Source organism: Hydrogenophaga sp. FG152 (assembly GCF_057809615.1).
Genome location: NZ_JBMDKH010000011.1, coordinates 128,093 through 143,225 on the forward strand (window position 1 = coordinate 128,093; position 15,133 = coordinate 143,225).

The 15,133-nt window shown below is 69.9% G+C and carries 14 protein-coding genes; 7 read left to right on the forward strand and 7 right to left on the reverse strand.

The genetic code is table 11. The annotated features are described in order from the left end of the window. Positions 1-2: 2 nt before the first annotated feature. Together ACODTB_RS14860 and ACODTB_RS14865 are read left to right on the forward strand one after the other, a co-directional pair. A complete protein-coding gene (locus ACODTB_RS14860) occupies positions 3-833 on the forward strand; it encodes a creatininase family protein (protein WP_291112675.1) in 831 nt (276 codons plus the stop codon). Further along, the gene (locus ACODTB_RS14865; protein WP_488929439.1) at positions 827-2,140 is read left to right on the forward strand and encodes an amidohydrolase family protein; all 1,314 of its coding nucleotides are present in this window, start codon (positions 827-829) and stop codon (positions 2,138-2,140) included. The genes ACODTB_RS14860 and ACODTB_RS14865 overlap by 7 nt, the downstream gene beginning before the upstream one ends. A gap of 57 nt (positions 2,141-2,197) precedes the next feature. On the opposite strand, the gene ACODTB_RS14870 is transcribed toward ACODTB_RS14865, so the two are convergent. The 3 genes from ACODTB_RS14870 to ACODTB_RS14880 are packed head-to-tail and all read right to left on the reverse strand — an operon-like array spanning position 2,198 to position 4,802. After that, positions 2,198-3,226, reverse strand: coding sequence for a DUF6396 domain-containing protein (locus ACODTB_RS14870; RefSeq protein ID WP_488929440.1), 1,029 nt, complete (start codon positions 3,224-3,226; stop codon positions 2,198-2,200). Next, on the reverse strand, positions 3,223-4,335 hold the full coding sequence (locus ACODTB_RS14875; RefSeq protein WP_488929441.1) for a class I adenylate-forming enzyme family protein: 1,113 nt from the start codon (positions 4,333-4,335) through the stop codon (positions 3,223-3,225). Before ACODTB_RS14875 ends, ACODTB_RS14870 begins: the two co-directional genes overlap by 4 nt. Beyond that, positions 4,329-4,802, reverse strand: a complete 474-nt coding sequence (locus ACODTB_RS14880; RefSeq protein WP_488929442.1) for a hypothetical protein — start codon at positions 4,800-4,802, stop codon at positions 4,329-4,331. Before ACODTB_RS14880 ends, ACODTB_RS14875 begins: the two co-directional genes overlap by 7 nt. A 147-nt stretch (positions 4,803-4,949) precedes the next feature. On the opposite strand from ACODTB_RS14880, the gene ACODTB_RS14885 reads away from it, so the two are divergent. Next, positions 4,950-5,939 (forward strand): 2-hydroxyacid dehydrogenase, encoded by a 990-nt coding sequence (locus ACODTB_RS14885; protein WP_291112755.1) that lies wholly within the window; start codon positions 4,950-4,952, stop codon positions 5,937-5,939. Here the strand turns inward: ACODTB_RS14885 and mdeB are convergent. Next, positions 5,923-8,556: an alpha-ketoglutarate dehydrogenase gene (gene mdeB / locus ACODTB_RS14890; protein ID WP_291112661.1), complete on the reverse strand. Its 2,634-nt coding sequence runs from the start codon at positions 8,554-8,556 to the stop codon at positions 5,923-5,925. The genes ACODTB_RS14885 and mdeB overlap by 17 nt on opposite strands. 99 nt (positions 8,557-8,655) lie before the next feature. Here mdeB and ACODTB_RS14895 point away from each other — a divergent pair, with 99 nt between their 5' ends. Further along, positions 8,656-9,141: an Lrp/AsnC family transcriptional regulator gene (locus ACODTB_RS14895; protein WP_291112659.1), complete on the forward strand. Its 486-nt coding sequence runs from the start codon at positions 8,656-8,658 to the stop codon at positions 9,139-9,141. A 9-nt stretch (positions 9,142-9,150) separates the two neighbouring features. Here the strand turns inward: ACODTB_RS14895 and ACODTB_RS14900 are convergent, their stop codons facing one another. Then, entirely contained in the window at positions 9,151-9,936 is a 786-nt protein-coding gene (locus tag ACODTB_RS14900) for an IclR family transcriptional regulator domain-containing protein (protein ID WP_291112657.1), read from the reverse strand. A 23-nt stretch (positions 9,937-9,959) separates the two neighbouring features. Continuing rightward, the gene (locus tag ACODTB_RS14905; protein WP_291112656.1) at positions 9,960-10,850 is read right to left on the reverse strand and encodes a LysR substrate-binding domain-containing protein; all 891 of its coding nucleotides are present in this window, start codon (positions 10,848-10,850) and stop codon (positions 9,960-9,962) included. A 99-nt stretch (positions 10,851-10,949) separates the two neighbouring features. Here ACODTB_RS14905 and ACODTB_RS14910 point away from each other — a divergent pair, with 99 nt between their 5' ends. The 3 genes from ACODTB_RS14910 to ACODTB_RS14920 all read left to right on the forward strand — a co-directional run bounded on the left by ACODTB_RS14910 (position 10,950) and on the right by ACODTB_RS14920 (position 14,364). Then, a complete protein-coding gene (locus ACODTB_RS14910; protein WP_291112654.1) occupies positions 10,950-12,158 on the forward strand; it encodes an MFS transporter in 1,209 nt (402 codons plus the stop codon). 22 nt (positions 12,159-12,180) lie between these two features. Continuing rightward, a complete protein-coding gene (gene dkgB, locus ACODTB_RS14915; protein WP_291112652.1) occupies positions 12,181-12,990 on the forward strand; it encodes a 2,5-didehydrogluconate reductase DkgB in 810 nt (269 codons plus the stop codon). 144 nt (positions 12,991-13,134) lie between these two features. Next, the gene (locus ACODTB_RS14920) at positions 13,135-14,364 is read left to right on the forward strand and encodes a low temperature requirement protein A (RefSeq protein ID WP_488929443.1); all 1,230 of its coding nucleotides are present in this window, start codon (positions 13,135-13,137) and stop codon (positions 14,362-14,364) included. Here ACODTB_RS14920 and bluB read toward each other — a convergent pair. Further along, positions 14,315-15,085 carry a 5,6-dimethylbenzimidazole synthase gene (gene bluB, locus ACODTB_RS14925; RefSeq protein ID WP_488929444.1) on the reverse strand — a complete coding sequence of 257 codons (771 nt, stop codon included), beginning with the start codon at positions 15,083-15,085 and terminating at the stop codon, positions 14,315-14,317. The genes ACODTB_RS14920 and bluB overlap by 50 nt on opposite strands. Positions 15,086-15,133 lie beyond the last annotated feature (48 nt).

Below are 15,133 nucleotides of genomic sequence, written 5' to 3' on the forward strand. Positions count from 1 at the left end.
CCATGGCCGAGACCTTCTCCGCCACCGTGCCCTCCCGCTTCTGGGCCGACCTGACCAGCGAGGCCTTCTCGCGCCTGGACCGGGCCAGCGTGATCGCCGTGCTGCCCGTGGGCGCGATCGAGCAGCACGGCCCGCACCTGCCGATGTCGGTGGACACGGCCACCGTCAACGCCATGGTGGCGGCCACGCTGCCGCACCTGGGCGCGGAGCTGCCGGTGCTGTTCCTGCCCACGCAGCCCATCGGCAAGAGCAACGAGCACTCGCGCTACCCGGGCACGCTGACCCTGTCCGCGCAGACGCTGATCACCCTGTGGAGCGAGATCGGGGCCTGCGTGGCCGCCGCCGGTGTGCGCAAGCTGGTGCTGTTCAACAGCCACGGCGGGCAGGAGTCCGTCATGGACATCGTGGCCCGTGACCTGCGCGAGCGCTTCGACATGCTGGTGGTGTGCGTGAACTGGTACCAGCTCGGCCTGCCCGATGGGCTGATCGGCGACGACGAGATGCGCCACGGCATCCACGCGGGTGAGCTGGAGAGTTCCATCCTGCTGCAGATCCACCCCGAGTTCGTGCACATGGACCGGGCCAAGGACTTCGCCAGCACCGACCGTGCCCTCAGCGAGGGCTCGCGTTACCTGTCCTACGTGGAGGGCAAGGCCCGCGTCGCCTGGCAGACGCAGGACCTGAACCCGCAGGGCGCCTGCGGCAATGCGATGCTGGCCACGGCCGAGAAGGGGCGTGCCACGCTGGACTTCGTGGGCGGCCAGTTCGCCCAGGTGCTCGAAGACGTGCATCGCGTGCCCCTGGTCTCGCTGCACAGCGCCACGGCGTGGTAGCCGGGGCAGCGGCGTTTCCGGCGGGCGACTGCTGGCTGGCCCGCGCGCGCGTGCCCGAACCGCTGCTCGACGCCGCAGCGCGCGAGGCCTTCGCGCCGGCCGCACCGGGCCTGCGCACGGTCTGCCTGCGCATGCGGGGCGGCCGCATCGATGCGCTGGCGCCGGCCGTGGCGGACGACGGCCTGCCGGTGGTGGACCTCGCCGACGGCATCGTGAGCTCGGGCTGGGTGGACCTGCACACCCACCTGGACAAGAGCCACACCGCAACCCGCATCGGTGGTCACCACCACACGCTGCGCGAAGCCGTAGCCGCCTCCGGCGAAGACCGCGCGCGCTGGACGGCCGCGGACATCCGGCGCCGCATGGAATTCTCCTTGCGCACGGCCCACGCGCACGGCACGCGCGCGATGCGCACGCACATCGACTGGGTGAGCGCGGCCACACCGCCGGCCTGGGCCGTGGGCCAGGCCCTGCGCCGCGCGTGGTCGGACCGCATGGAGCTGCAACTGAGCTCCCTCTCGCCGCTGGCCCTGTTCGCCGACACCGGCGCAGGCGCCGCCGTGGCGGCGGTGGTGGCCGAACAAGGCGGCGTGCTGGGCGCCTCGGTGCACCCCATGCCGGGCCAGCGCGGCCTGCTCGAACGCGTGTTCGACCTGGCCGTGGCGCACGGCCTGGACCTGGACTTTCACGCGGACGAACACCTGCAGAACGACATCGAAGGCCTGCGCGGCATCGCCCGCCTGACCACGCGCCATGGCTGGCAGGGGCGGGTGACGGTGGGGCACGCCTGCGCCCTGTCGGTGGTGCCGGCCGACGAAGGCCACGCCGTGCTGCGCGCGCTGGTCGAGGCCGGCGTTGCGCTGATCGGCCTGCCGCTGGCCAACCTGCAACTGCAGGACGGTGGCGAAGGCCGCACGCCGCGCCTGCGCGGCATCGCGCCGCTGCGGGAGGCGCGGGCGCTGGGCGTGGCGGTCAGCCTGGCCTCCGACAACGTGCAGGACGCCTTCGTGCCCTTCGCCGATTTCGACCTGCTGCAGGTGCTGGCACTGGGTTCGCTCGCGGCCCACCTGGACGACCCGCTCGCGCGCTGGATCCACAGCATCACCACCACGCCCGCCGCCGCGATGGGGCTGGCCTGGGATGGCCGGCTGCGCGTGGGCGCACCGGCCGACCTCGTGCTGCTGGCGGGCCGCAACAGCGCCGAGGCCTGCGGCCGGCCGCAGCGCCGCGTGCTGCACCGGGGCCGCCTGCTCGACGCTGGCCTGCCGGATTTCCGGGAACTCGACGCACCCGGGCCCACGAACTGAGCCGCTTGGTGCGAGGACTTGGTCTTTTCTGAAGGATGTTCGACGGCAGGAGTTTCTTCAGGTCGTGATGGGTGTGCCAGAGCCCACTTCGCAAGCCTGCATCAACCACCAGCCCACCTGGTCGTCTTCCACGGGCAGGCCCTGTGCGCCCAGGCGGGGCATGCGCTCACCCTGCTGCACGAATGCCTGGCGCTTCCAGTTTTCGTTCAACACGGCCGTGCTCAGCAGCGGTGCTGCGGGGTGCGCCTTGTCCAGTGCGTAGGGCTGCCAGATGCCGCTCTGCGGGCAGCGCTCCCCGCTCAGGCAGGTGGTGCGCGTGGCCGTGGTCAGGGCATGCACGAGATCGGCGCGCGCCAGCCAGTCTGGCGGCAGGCGCTGGGGCAGGGCCACGCCCACGAAGTGCCAGTCCACGAGGTCGTGCACCCAGTCCTCGTGCGGCACATCGGTGTGGCCCATGGTCAGGCGCATGAACTCGCCTTGCTGGAAGCGCAGGGGCGGCAGTTGCGCGAATTCGCTGCGAAGCTGGGGGGCGCGGGGGTTGTGGTGGGGGCGGTCGGGCAGCACACGGGCCTGCCAGTAGCCGGTGTGCGGGGCGCGGGTCACGTCGCTGCTGTAGCGCGACCCGAGCCAGACGGTGGTGATGCCCTCCAACGGGGTGCGGCGGGCCAGGTTGGCCAGTTCGGCGGGCAGCTGCACGCTGTGGCCCGGGGGGATGTGGGCGCGGTCATGGGGCGGGAGCTGGTGGGCCGAGGTGGTGAGCGGCTGGGGGGCGAGGCGAACGCCCTTGGCGGCGTCGATCAGGCTCTGGCGCTGACCGTCCCAAGGCGGCAACACGGCCGGCGGTAGGGGGAGGACTTTGTCGAGGTTGGGGAAGCGCAGGTCGGGGTTGCGCCGCAGTGCATCGCCCAAGGTGCCATAGCGGTCGGCGCGAATCCTGTCAATTGCACGGCCCACGATGGGTTGACCCGTTCTAAACTTCACCGACAGTGCATCTGCCGCTTTCGCGTTGCCGAACTTGACTGCGCTGTGCAGCGCCGCCAAGGCACGTCCGTAGTCGTCACCCAGGGAGGCATCGTTGCCATTCAAGGCCAACCCCAACTCGTATGCCGCCTGCCCATGGCCCTGCGCCAAGCCGCACCCCAGCATCTTGAGCGCCACAGTGCGGTTTTCCCAGAATCCGGCTTGCGGGTTGTTGTACGTGGCATCCAGCGCCTTGCCCAGATAAGCCATCGCACTCGGGCTGCCCATGTCCGCCGCCAGTTGCCAGAACGCGTAGGCGCGGCTGGCGTCTCCACCAGCGGCAGGCGCAGTTCGTCGCGCCAGGCGCGCTTGAGGGTCGGCGGCACCGGCCCGCCGCCCGAGAGGCCCATGCGCAGGCGGCCGGGCGCGCGGCCGCGCAGGGCGCTTTCGGTGCGCAGCTCTTCCAGCAGCGTGGGGTTGCCCACCAGGATGCTGGCCTGCGCCTGTTCGAGCGCGTCCCAGCCGGCGGTCTGGGTCCAGAACCGCATGACGTGCACGGTCGCGCCGCGCGAGAGCGCGGGCAGCAGGTTGCCCACCAGCTGGTAGGAGCTCGACAGCGCGGTCGGGCCGAACGAGACGTCTTCCGCTCGCACGCGCAGGCGTTCGGCAATGCAGCGGCTGGCGCGCACCGTGGGTTCGTGGCTCAGGCAGGCGCCCTTGGGTTTGCCGGTGGTGCCCGAGGTGTAGGAGAGGTGGGCGATGCCGGTCTCGTCCTCGGGGTCGGGCGGCGCCGCGAAGGCCTGGGCCATCAGCTCGGGCAGGGCGTGGGCGCCCGGCTGCGCGCCGTCCATGCACACCAGGTGGTCGATGCCCGGCACCTGGGCCACGGCCGCGAGCACGGCGTCGCGCATGTCGTGGGTGTAGATGAGCACGCGCGGGCGGTGGTCGGCCAGGTAGTAGGCCAGGTCGTCCTTGAACTTGACGTTCACCAGCGCCGCGATCGCGCCGATGCGCCACGCGCCCAGCATGGCCAGCAGGTAGTCCATGCCGTTGTGCGCGAACACCGTGACGCGGTCGCCTTGGCGCACGCCCAGGTGCGCGAGCGCGCCGGCCATGCGCTCCATCTGCGCGACGGCCTCGGCGTACGACAGGCGGGCCTGCCGGTCCACCCAGACGAAGGCGGTCTTGTCGGGGTGGCGCATCGCGCCGTCGGTGATCAACTGATGCATCAGCATGGGGAAAGTCCTTTCTGTGGGGTGGAGGGGTGGGCGGTCTCTGCGGCGCTGGCTTCCTCGCAGCGCACGGTGACGTCCAGGCTCGCCAGGTCCTGCACGTATTCGAAGGACGCCTGCAGGCCGTCGAGCCATCGCAGCGCGCTCGCGTGCGACCGCAAGACCATGGCGCCCTGGTAGACGATGGTGTTGCCCCGCCGTTGGCCCTGGCCCCGGCTGCGCGTCGTGACCGTGCCCGCGCCCAGGAAGAGCGCGCCACGCCCTTGCCACTGGTAGTGGCCGTCGGGGCCGAGGCGGCCGATGAAGCTGCAGGCCGCGCTGCCCGGGCCCAGGCGGGCGGACGCGAGCGCGGCGCTGAAGCTGATTTCCATGCGCGGTCCATCGGGCGCGGGCCGCAGCACGCGCCGCGATTCGACGCGCCCCTGAAGCAACATGAACGGGGCGATGGTCTCGGTGGGGGTGGCGGGCATGGGGGGCTGAAGAATGGGCACTGGCCGCCGAGTATGGGAACAGGGCCCTTGGCATTCCATGCCCGCGCCCGCATGACGCCGATCCGCTGAATGCATGGACCGAAGGACCGGGTGCTCGGGATACTGGGCCACACCATGAACCCACGCTTGCCCAAACCCCGCCTGCTGATCGCACGCGCCGTTTTTCCCGAAGTGATCCAGCGCCTGGAGGCCTGTTTCGAGGTGGACAGCAACCAGGCCGACACCGTGCTGGATGCCACGCAGCTGGCCAGGCGGCTCGGGGACAAGCACGCGCTGCTGTCCACGGCGGGCGATGTGATCGACGAGGCCTTGCTGTCGCGTTGCCCGTCGCTGAGCATCTGCGCCAATCTCGCGGTGGGCTTCGGCAACCTGGACCTGGTGGCGATGTCGGCGCGGGGCATCGTGGCCACGCACACGCCTGGCGTGTTGACCGAGACCACGGCCGACTTCGGCTTCGCGCTGCTGATGGCGACCGCGCGGCGCCTGGGCGAGGGGGAGCGCTGCGTGCGCGAGGGCCGATGGACGAAGTGGTCCGTCGACTTCATGGCCGGGCAGGACATCCACGGCAGCACGCTCGGCGTGCTGGGCATGGGGCGCATCGGGCAGGGCGTGGCGCGCCGGGGCGCGCACGGCTTCGGCATGCGCGTGATCTACCACAGCCGCACGCGCCTGAGCCCGGCCGACGAGGCCGCGCTGCCGGCCCGCCTCGTCGGCATGGACGAACTGCTGCGTGAGGCCGATCACCTGGTGCTGACGCTGGCCCACACCGCCGCCACGCACCACCTCATCGATGCCCGGGCGCTCGCGCACATGAAGCCGGGTGCCACGCTGGTGAACATCGCGCGCGGCGGCGTGGTGGACGAGGCCGCGCTGGTCGAGGCCCTGCGAAGCGGCCGCATCGCCGCGGCCGGGCTGGACGTGTTCGAGCACGAGCCAGCGGTGCACCCGGGGCTGCTCTCGTTGCCCAACGTGGTGCTCACGCCGCACATGGCCAGCGCGAGCCGCGCGACCCGCCTGCGCATGGCCCACCTGGCGGCGGACAACCTGATCGGATTCTTCGAGACCGGCCGGGCGTTGACGCCCGTGCCGGCCCCCGCGCTCAGCGCGCCGGCCTGAGCAGCGCCGCCGTCGCCTGCCGCGCGATGTGCTCGGCGTCGACCTGGAAGAAGGCGCGCAGCGCGGCGCGCGTGTCGCTGCGGCCAAAGCCGTCGGTGCCCAGCGTGTGGAAAGCCCGACCTTCGGGCACGAAGGCGCGCACGCTCTCGGGCACGGTGCGCACGTAGTCGGTGGCGGCGATCACCGGGCCCGCGCTGTGGGCCAGCAGTTGCGTGAGGTGCGAGCGTTCGCCGCGCGCCACACCGTCGCGCGCGAGCTCGCTCCAGCTGGTGATGCTGAACACGTGCACGCCGATGCCTTGTCCGGCCAGTTGCGCGGCGGCCTTGAGCACCTCGGTAAAGATCGCGCCCGAGCCCAGCAGGGTCACCTGCTGCGCCGCCTGGTCGGGCCCGAAACGGCCAAAGCGGTAGCCGCCCTGGAGCACGCCCTCGGCCGCGCCTTCGGGCAGGTCGGGCTGGGCGTAGTTCTCGTTCATGAGCGTGACGTAATAGAACACGTCCTGCTGCTCCACCAGCATCTCGCGCATGCCCGCGTCCAGAATGACGGCGAGTTCGCCCGCGAAGGCCGGGTCGTAGGCCTTGCAGTTGGGGATGGTGGCGGCCACGAGGTGGCTGCTGCCGTCCTGGTGCTGCAGGCCTTCGCCGCCCAGCGTGGTGCGCCCGGAGGTGGCGCCGAGCAGGAAGCCGCGCGAGCGCTGGTCGGCCGCGGCCCAGATCGCGTCGCCCACGCGCTGGAAGCCGAACATGGAGTAGTAGATGTAGAACGGCAGCATGGCCAGGCCATGCACGCTGTAGCTGGTGGCCGCCGCCGTCCAGCTGGCGATGGCGCCGGCCTCGCTGATGCCTTCTTCCAGGATCTGCCCGTCCAGCGCCTCGCGGTAGCTGAGCACCGAGCCGATGTCTTCGGGCGCGTAGCGCTGGCCCACGCTGCTGTAGATGCCGACCTGCTTGAACAGGTTGGCCATGCCGAAGGTGCGCGCCTCGTCGGCCACGATGGGCACGATGCGCGGGCCCAGTTGGCCATCCTTGAGCAGGCTGCCGAGCATGCGCACGAAGGCCATGGTGGTGCTCATCTCCTTGCCGTCGGCCTTGAGCGCGAAGGCGGCATAGGCGTCGATCGCGGGCACGGGCACCACCTCGCAGGCGGTCTCGCGCCGGGGCATCGAGCCGCCCAGGCGGGCGCGGTGCTCGCGCAGGTAGCGCATCTCGGCGCTGTCGTCGGCGGGTTTGAAGAAGGCCAGGCCCGTGGCCTGCTCGTCGCTCAGCGGCAGGTTGAAGCGGTTGCGGAATTCGATCAGGTCGGCGCCGTCGAACTTCTTCTGGCTGTGCGTGGTCATCTTGCCCTGGCCTGCGCTGCCCATGCCGTAGCCCTTCTTGGTCTGCGCCAGGATCACGGTGGGTTGGCCGGTGTGCGCGGCGGCGGCCGCGTAGGCGGCGTGGATCTTCACCAGGTCGTGGCCGCCGCGTTTCAGGCGGTCGATTTGCTCGTCCGTCATGCCCTGCGCGAGGCGGGCCAGTTCCTCGTTCTGGCCGAAGAAGTTGTCGCGGTTGAAGCGGCCGTCCTTGGCGGCGAAGGTCTGCATCTGGCCGTCCACCGTGTGGGCGAAGGCGCGCACCAGCGCGCCGGTGACGTCGCGCGCGAACAGGCCGTCCCAGTCGCTGCCCCACACCAGCTTGATCACGTTCCAGCCCGCGCCGGCGAAGAGTTTTTCCAGCTCGTCGATGATGCGGCCGTTGCCGCGCACCGGGCCGTCCAGGCGCTGCAGGTTGCAGTTGACCACCCACACCAGGTTGTCGAGCTTCTCGCGCGCGGCCAGGGTCAGCGCGCTCATGCTCTCGGGCTCGTCCATCTCGCCGTCGCCGAACACGCCCCACACACGTCGCTTGTCGACGTGCACACCGTTCTCGTTGCGGCCGTCGCAGTTCTGCAGGTTGCGGTGCGTGAGGTAGCGCATGAAGCGCGCGTGGTAGATCGAGCTGATCGGGCCGATGCCCATGGAGCCGGTGGGGAACTGCCAGAAGTCGGGCATGAGCCAGGGGTGCGGGTAGCTGGAGAGGCCGCGCGCGCCGCTGGCCGGCGCGGTGATTTCCTGGCGGTAGTGCAGCAGGTCGGCTTCGTTCAGCCGGCCTTCGAGGAAGGCGCGCGCGTACACGCCGGGCGCACTGTGTGGCTGGAAGAACACGAGGTCGCCGCCGTGTGGGTCGCTGCGGGCGTGGAAGAAGTGGTTGAAGCCGGTCTCGAACAGGTCGGCCGCGCTCGCGTAGCTCGCGATGTGGCCGCCGAGTTCACCGTAGGCCTGGTTCGCGCGCACCACCATGGCCAGCGCGTTCCAGCGCATCAGCGAGGCCAGACGTTCCTCGACGGCGAGGTCGCCGGGGAAGGCGGGCTGGTCCTCCACCGCGATGGTGTTCACGTAAGGCGTGTTCAGTTCGGGCTGCCAGCCGATGCGCTGCTGGCGCGCCAGGCGCGCGAGTTCGTCGAGGATCTGCCGCGCCCGCGCGGGCCCCTGGCTGGCCGCCAGCGAGAGCAGGGACTCGCGCCACTCGAGGGTCTCCTGCGGGTCCGGGTCGGCCGACAGGGACTCGCTGAAATGCAGCTGCTTCGAAACGTCGTTCATGGGGTTCTCCTGGATCCGCCACTGTAGGCGCGCCCCGCTGGCAGTTGGTGTCAATCGGACGCACGGATGCGCGACCGCCAGGCATAAAATGTGTCGATCATGAAGTCAGACGGCACAAACCACTTCGATGTCACCGATCTGAAGATTCTGGAAGAGCTTCAGAACGACGCCAGCCTGTCCAACGTCGAGCTGGCGCGGCGCGTGCACCTCTCGCCGTCGCCCTGTCTGGCGCGGGTGCGGGCACTGGAGGCGCGTGGGCTGATCCGCCAGTACGTGGCGCTGCTGGACGCGAAGCAGCTCGGGCTGCACCTCAACGTGTTCATCTCCATCAGCCTCAAGCAGCAGAGCCGCGAGGCGCTGGAGGAGTTCGAGGCGCGCATCGGCATCCGCGACGAGGTGATGGAGTGTTACCTGATGACGGGCGACGCCGACTACCTGCTGCGCGTGGCCGTGCCCGACATGCCGGCGCTGGAGCGCTTCATCCTCGAGCAGCTCTCGCCGATCGCCCAGGTCGAGAAGATCCGCTCGAGCTTCGCGCTCAAGCAGGTGCGCTACAAGACGGCGCTGCCGCTGGACGCTGCCTGAGGGGCGCGCTCACAGCAGGGGCCGCGCGCTGCGCGCGGTGTCCTGCAGCACCGGCAGGATGCGCTTGACCGCGAGCTCGCTGGTCTCGTTGTTCATGGGCATGGTCACGCTCATCGCGCCCAGCAGCTCGTCGTTGTGGTCCCACAGCGGCACGGCGATGCCCCGGTAGTTCATCTCCAGCTGCTGTTCCGAAATCGCCCAGCCCTGTTCGCGCGCCTGCAGCAGGTTCTGGTGCAGCTGCTGTTTGTCCAGCACCGTGTGCGAGGTGAAAGGGCGCAGCGTCTGCGCCGCGAGCCAGGGTTCCCAGAAGCCTGGCCCGAGCGCGGCCAGGATCACCATGCCGGCGGCCGTCAGGTGCGGTTGCACGCGCGAGCCCAGCATGTAGCCGGTGTTGAGTTGGCGCTGCGTGCCGCTGCGCGCGATGTAGACCAGCTCGTCGTGGTCCAGCACCGCGCCGTAGGCGACCTCGCCGGTGCCGGCGGTCACGCGCTGCAGGTAGGGCTGCACGGCGCGCGGCAGGCGCGCCGATTCCAGGTAGGCCTGGCCCAGGCGCATCACGCGTGGCGTGAGCCAGAACAGCTTGCCGTCGGTGGTCACGTGGCCGGTGTGCACCAGCGTGAGCAAATACCGGCGGGTGGCGGTGCGCGTCATGCCGCAGCGCTGCGCGGCCTGGCTGGCGGTCAGGCGCGAGTGTTCGGCGTCGAAGGCCTCGATGAGGTGCAAGCCCTTCTCCAGGCCGGCGATCCAGTCGCGGCGTTCCATGTCCTGGGGGGCGTTGTAGGGCGGTGGTGGCATGCGGTGGATTCTGCCGGCTGCGTTCAGGCGCTGGCCAGGCGCAGCGCGAGGAAGTCCACGAAGCAGCGGATGCGCGAGGCCAGCTCGGTGTTGCGGTAGTAGACCGCGTGCACCGGCTGGCGTTGCTCCAGCGTGTCGCGCATCAGCACCTGCACCAGGTCGCCCCGCGCGCGGTCGGGCCCGGTCATGAAGTCGGACAGGCAGGCGATGCCCGCGCCTGCGAGCGCGAGCTGGCGCACCGTCTCGCCGCTGGAGGCGGCGATGGTGGGCGTGATCGCCAGGCCGTCGCCATCGGGGTGGCGCAGCGGCCAGGTGTTGAGGACCTCCGGCTGGGTGAAGCCCAGCAGCGCGTGCCGCGCCAGGTCCTCCACCTTGGTCGGCCGGCCGGCCTTCTTCAGGTAGGCCGGGCTGGCGTACAGGCGCAGGCGGTACGAGGTGAGGGGCCTGGCGTGCAGCGTGGAGTCGCGCAGCGTGCCGATGCGCACCGCCACGTCGGCGCGGTGCTCGATCAGGTCGATGATGCTGTCGCCGCTGTGCAGCTCCAGCTCGATGTCGGGGTACTCGGCCAGGAAGTCGTTCACCAGCGGCACCAGCACGTGCAGGATGAAGGGCGAGGCCGCGTTCACGCGCAGCTTGCCGGCGGGCTTGAGGTGGCGGCAGGCCAGCTCGTCCTCGGCGGCTTCGACCGACTGCAGGATCTCGCGCGCCCGCGCGAGGAACAGCTGGCCTTCTTCACTCAGCTCCAGGCGCCGCGTGGTGCGCCGCATCAGCGTGGTGTGGAGCTTCTGCTCCAGCCGGCTGAGCGCGCGGCTGATGCCCGAGCTGGTCTGGCCCAGCTGTTCGGCGGCGGCGCTGATGGAACCCGTGTCCACCACGGTCCTGAAGGCAAGCAGTTCATCGAGGGTGGTCTTCATTCTTGAATTTTCGGCACAAATGTTGTTCCAGGCAACCGCTTTTTCTCAAGAAATAACCGGCCCACACTGCGAACCTTTCCAGCCCTTCGGAGTGGTTTCATGCCTTTAGCCTTGCTCGCGCTGACCATCAGCGCCTTCGCCATCGGGACGACCGAGTTCGTCATCGTCGGTCTCATCCCCACCATCGCGGCCGACCTCGGCGTGAGCCTGCCCTCGGCCGGCCTGCTGGTCAGCCTGTACGCGCTGGGCGTCGCCGTGGGCGCGCCGGTGCTCACCGCGCTCACCGGCAAGCTGCCGCGCAAGACGCTGCTGCTCTCGCTGATGGCGCTCTTTACCGTCGGCAACCTGCTGGCCTGGCTCTCGCCGGGTTACGAGACGCTGATCGCCGCGCGCGTGCTCACCGGCCTGGCGCACGGTGTGTTCTTCTCCATCGGCTCGACCATCGCCACCGGCCTGGTGCCCAAGGAGAAGGCAGCCAGCGCGATCGCCACCATGTTCAGCGGCCTCACCGTGGCGCTGGTCACCGGCGTGCCGCTGGGCACCTTCATCGGCCAGCACTTCGGCTGGCGCGCCACCTTCCTCGCGGTCGCCGCGTTGGGTGTGATCGCCATCGTCGGCAGCCTGCTGTTCGTGCCGCGCAAGCTCGCGCACAGCCAGCCCGCCTCGCTGCTGCAACAGCTGGCGGTGCTCAGGCAGCCGCGCCTGCTGCTGGTGTACGCGATGACGGCCGTGGGCTACGGCGGCACCTTCGTGGCCTTCACCTACCTCGCGCCCATGCTGCAGCAGGTCACCGGTTTCCAGGCCAGCGCGGTCGGCGGCGTGATGCTGGCCTACGGTCTGTCGGTGGCGGTGGGCAACATCTGGGGTGGCCGGCTGGCCGACCGCAGGGGTCCCATCCCCGCGCTGAAGCTCATCTTCTCGCTGCTCGCGCTGGTGCTGCTGGTGCTGACCTTCACCGCCGCCAACCCCTGGCTGATGGTGCTGACCGTGCTGGCCTGGGGCGCGGTGGCCTTCGGCAACGTGGCCGGCCTGCAGGTCTACGTGGTGCAGCAGGCCGAGCGCTTCGCGCCGCGCGCCATCGACGTGGCCTCGGGCCTGAACATCGCGGCCTTCAACCTCGGCATCGCGCTCGGCGCCTGGGGCGGTGGCTGGATCGTGGACGGCATCGGCCTGCGCCACACCCCCTGGATCGGCGCCCTGGTGGTGCTCGGCGCGCTCGGCCTGACCGTGTGGAGCGGCCGCCTCGATGCGCGCGACCCGGCGCCCCAGCGAACCGCTTCACGCGCCGCCTACGCCGGTGGCCACTGAAACCTCTTTCGAAAGACATACCATGAACAACACCATCCCTTCCTTCGGCCTCGGCACCTTCCGCCTCAAGGGCCAGGTCGTGATCGACTCGGTGCGCCAGGCGCTCGAACTCGGCTACCGCCACATCGACACCGCGCAGATCTACGGCAACGAAGCCGAAGTGGGCCAGGCCATCGCCGAGAGCGGCGTGCCGCGCAGCGAGCTCTTCATCACCACCAAGATCTGGACCGACAACCTGTCGGCCGACAAGCTCGTGCCCAGCCTGCGCGAGAGCCTGCGCAAGCTGCGCACCGACCACGTGGACCTGACGCTAATCCACTGGCCCTCGCCCGCGGGCGCCGTGCCCGTGGCCGATTCCCTGCACGCGCTGCAGGCCGCGAAGGCGCAAGGGCTCACGAAACACATGGGCGTGTCCAACTTCAGCGTGAAGCTGCTGCAGGAGGCCATCGCCGCGGTGGGTGCAAAGGCCATCGCCACCAACCAGGTCGAGCTGCATCCCTACCTGCAGAGCCCGAAGCTTGTCGCGTTCGCGCGCGAGCAGGGCATCCACCTCACCTCGTACATGACGCTGGCTTACGGCAAGGTGCTGGGCGATGAGGTCATCACCGCCATCGCACAGGCGCACGGCTGGACGCCGGCGCAGGTCGCGCTGGCCTGGGCGTTGCAGCGCGGCTTCGCGGTGATCCCGTCGTCCACGAAGCGCGAGAACCTGAAGGGCAACCTGCTGGCGCCCACGCTGCGCCTGAGTGAAGAAGAGATGGCGCGCATCGACGCGCTGGACCGCGGCGAGCGCCTGGTGAACCCGGAAGGCCTGGCGCCGGCCTGGGACTGAACGCCGGGCTCAGGCGCCAGGCACGGCGGACGCGACCCCGCGCTTGAACGCGCGGCTGAATACCGCTTCCGACCCGTCGCCATGGCGCGATGAAAGCGGTCCGTGCAGTCGGTCCCTCGCTCCGGACCTTGCTGTTCATGGCACATGCTTGCTGCGAACTTGGGTCGCGAGGGACTTCCAGGGGCCGAGTCGGCCTGGACGCGCGCCTGGCCGGGCTCCAAGCCCTACGATGGCCGCGTGAAGGACTTGAGATACTTCGACCCGCACCGGCACGCGACCTGGCTGGAGCTGTTCTTCGACCTGATCTTCGTTGTCGCCTTGCGCGACGTCGGCGAGATCCTGGCGGAAGCGCACGACGGCCACATCGCGCCACAGCAGTTCCTGCACTTCGTGCTGGTGTTCCTGCCGGTGTGGTGGATCTGGGCGGGCCACACGATCTACGCCAATCGCTTCGACACCGACAGCCGCCAGCATCGGTTCTCGACGCTGCTGATGATGTTCCTGCTGGTCGTCATCTCGTCGCAGGTCTCGCACGCCACCCAGGACGCTGGCACGTACACGCTGACCGTCGCCTGTTACTGCGGCGCGCGGCTGATCGTTGCAGGGATGTACTTCGTCTCCAAGCGCAAGCACCACGACCGGGGTGGCATCGCGACGACGGTGGGCGCCGTGTTCGCCATCGGCGCCACGGTGAGCCTGTCCTCGGTCCTGCTGCCGCCGCCCTGGAGCTACAGGGTTTTCTACGCCGGGATCCTGTTCGACATGGTGGCCCTGGTGGTGCTCAACCGGCGCCTGCATGTGGTGCCCGCGCACACGGCGCACCTGGTCGAGCGCGTCGGCCTGCTGACCATCATCATGCTCGGCGAATCGGTGATCAGCATCTCCGCGGCACTGGCGGGCATCACCTGGAACCGCTCCAACGTCATCGCCGCCGTCAGCGGATTTGTCATGGTGTCGGCGATCTGGTGGATCTACTACGACAGCTTCCACCTGCTGGAGCGACGCAAGTTGACGACCGGGCACTCGATCCTCTACTCGCACTTCTTCCTGTTCATCGGGCTGGCGATCCAGGCCTCGCTGATCCGGTATGCGATCCTGGGCGGGCTCGACCCGCATGACTTCCGCCTGCTCGCCGCTGCCGGCACCGTGCTGTTCTTCGTGGGCAAGCAGTACGGCTACTACATGGAGGTGCCGGAGCTGCGGCCCTATCTGCTGTCCAACACCTCGGCGGTGTTGGCGCTGACGGCACTCGTGCTGATGTTGCCACTCGGGCTCGAGGCCATGCTGGTGGGCCTTACGGCGACGATGATCTGCTACGTGCTGCTCAACCTGCGCTACCGCCATCTGGTGCGCTCCGCGCACCGGCCGGCCTGAGCCGTGTGTGCACCGCACGGTCCACACCACCCGCCGAATCGCGCGGGTCCAGGGGCTGACCCCAGGCGTCTTCAAACAGCACATCGTCCAGGGCGCAACGCGAGGCCCAGCGCTGCTGCTGAAGCATCGGTTCCTCGTAAAAGCCGTGCACGGGACCGATGCACAACAAGGCGATCGGCTCGGCCCCGTCCGGCATCCCCAGCAGGCACGCCACAGCCGCCGGGTCGAACAACGAGACCCAGCCCACGCCCAGCCCCTCGGCTCGGGCGGCCAGCCAGAGGTTCTGGATCGCGCAGGCGGTCGAGGCGAGGTCCATCTGCGGCAGGGTCCTGCGACCAAACACATGCCGCTCACGGCCGTCCGCGAGTGCGACCACCCAGACCTCGGCCGCGTCGATCAGGCCCTCGACCTTGAGGCGCATGAAGGCTTCCTCTCGCTCGCCCAACGCCCTCGCGGTCTGCACGCGCTCCTGCTCCACCAAGGCGTGCAACCCGCGCCGCAGCGCGGGCGAGGCCACGCGCAAGAAACGCCAGGGCTGCATGAAGCCCACGCTGGGCGCGTGGTGCGCGGCGGTGAGCAGCCGGCGCATCAGCTCGGGCGCGACCGTTCCGCCAGCGAAGTGGCGCATGTCGCGCCGCTCGAAGATGGCGCGGTACACGGCATCGCGCTGGGCCGGGGGGAAGGCCTGATCGGGGGTGGGCGGGTGGGGCATGGCGGTCATGGCTCGATCTTGCGCAGCGCCGGGGATGTCGGCGCTGCAGGCGTGTGG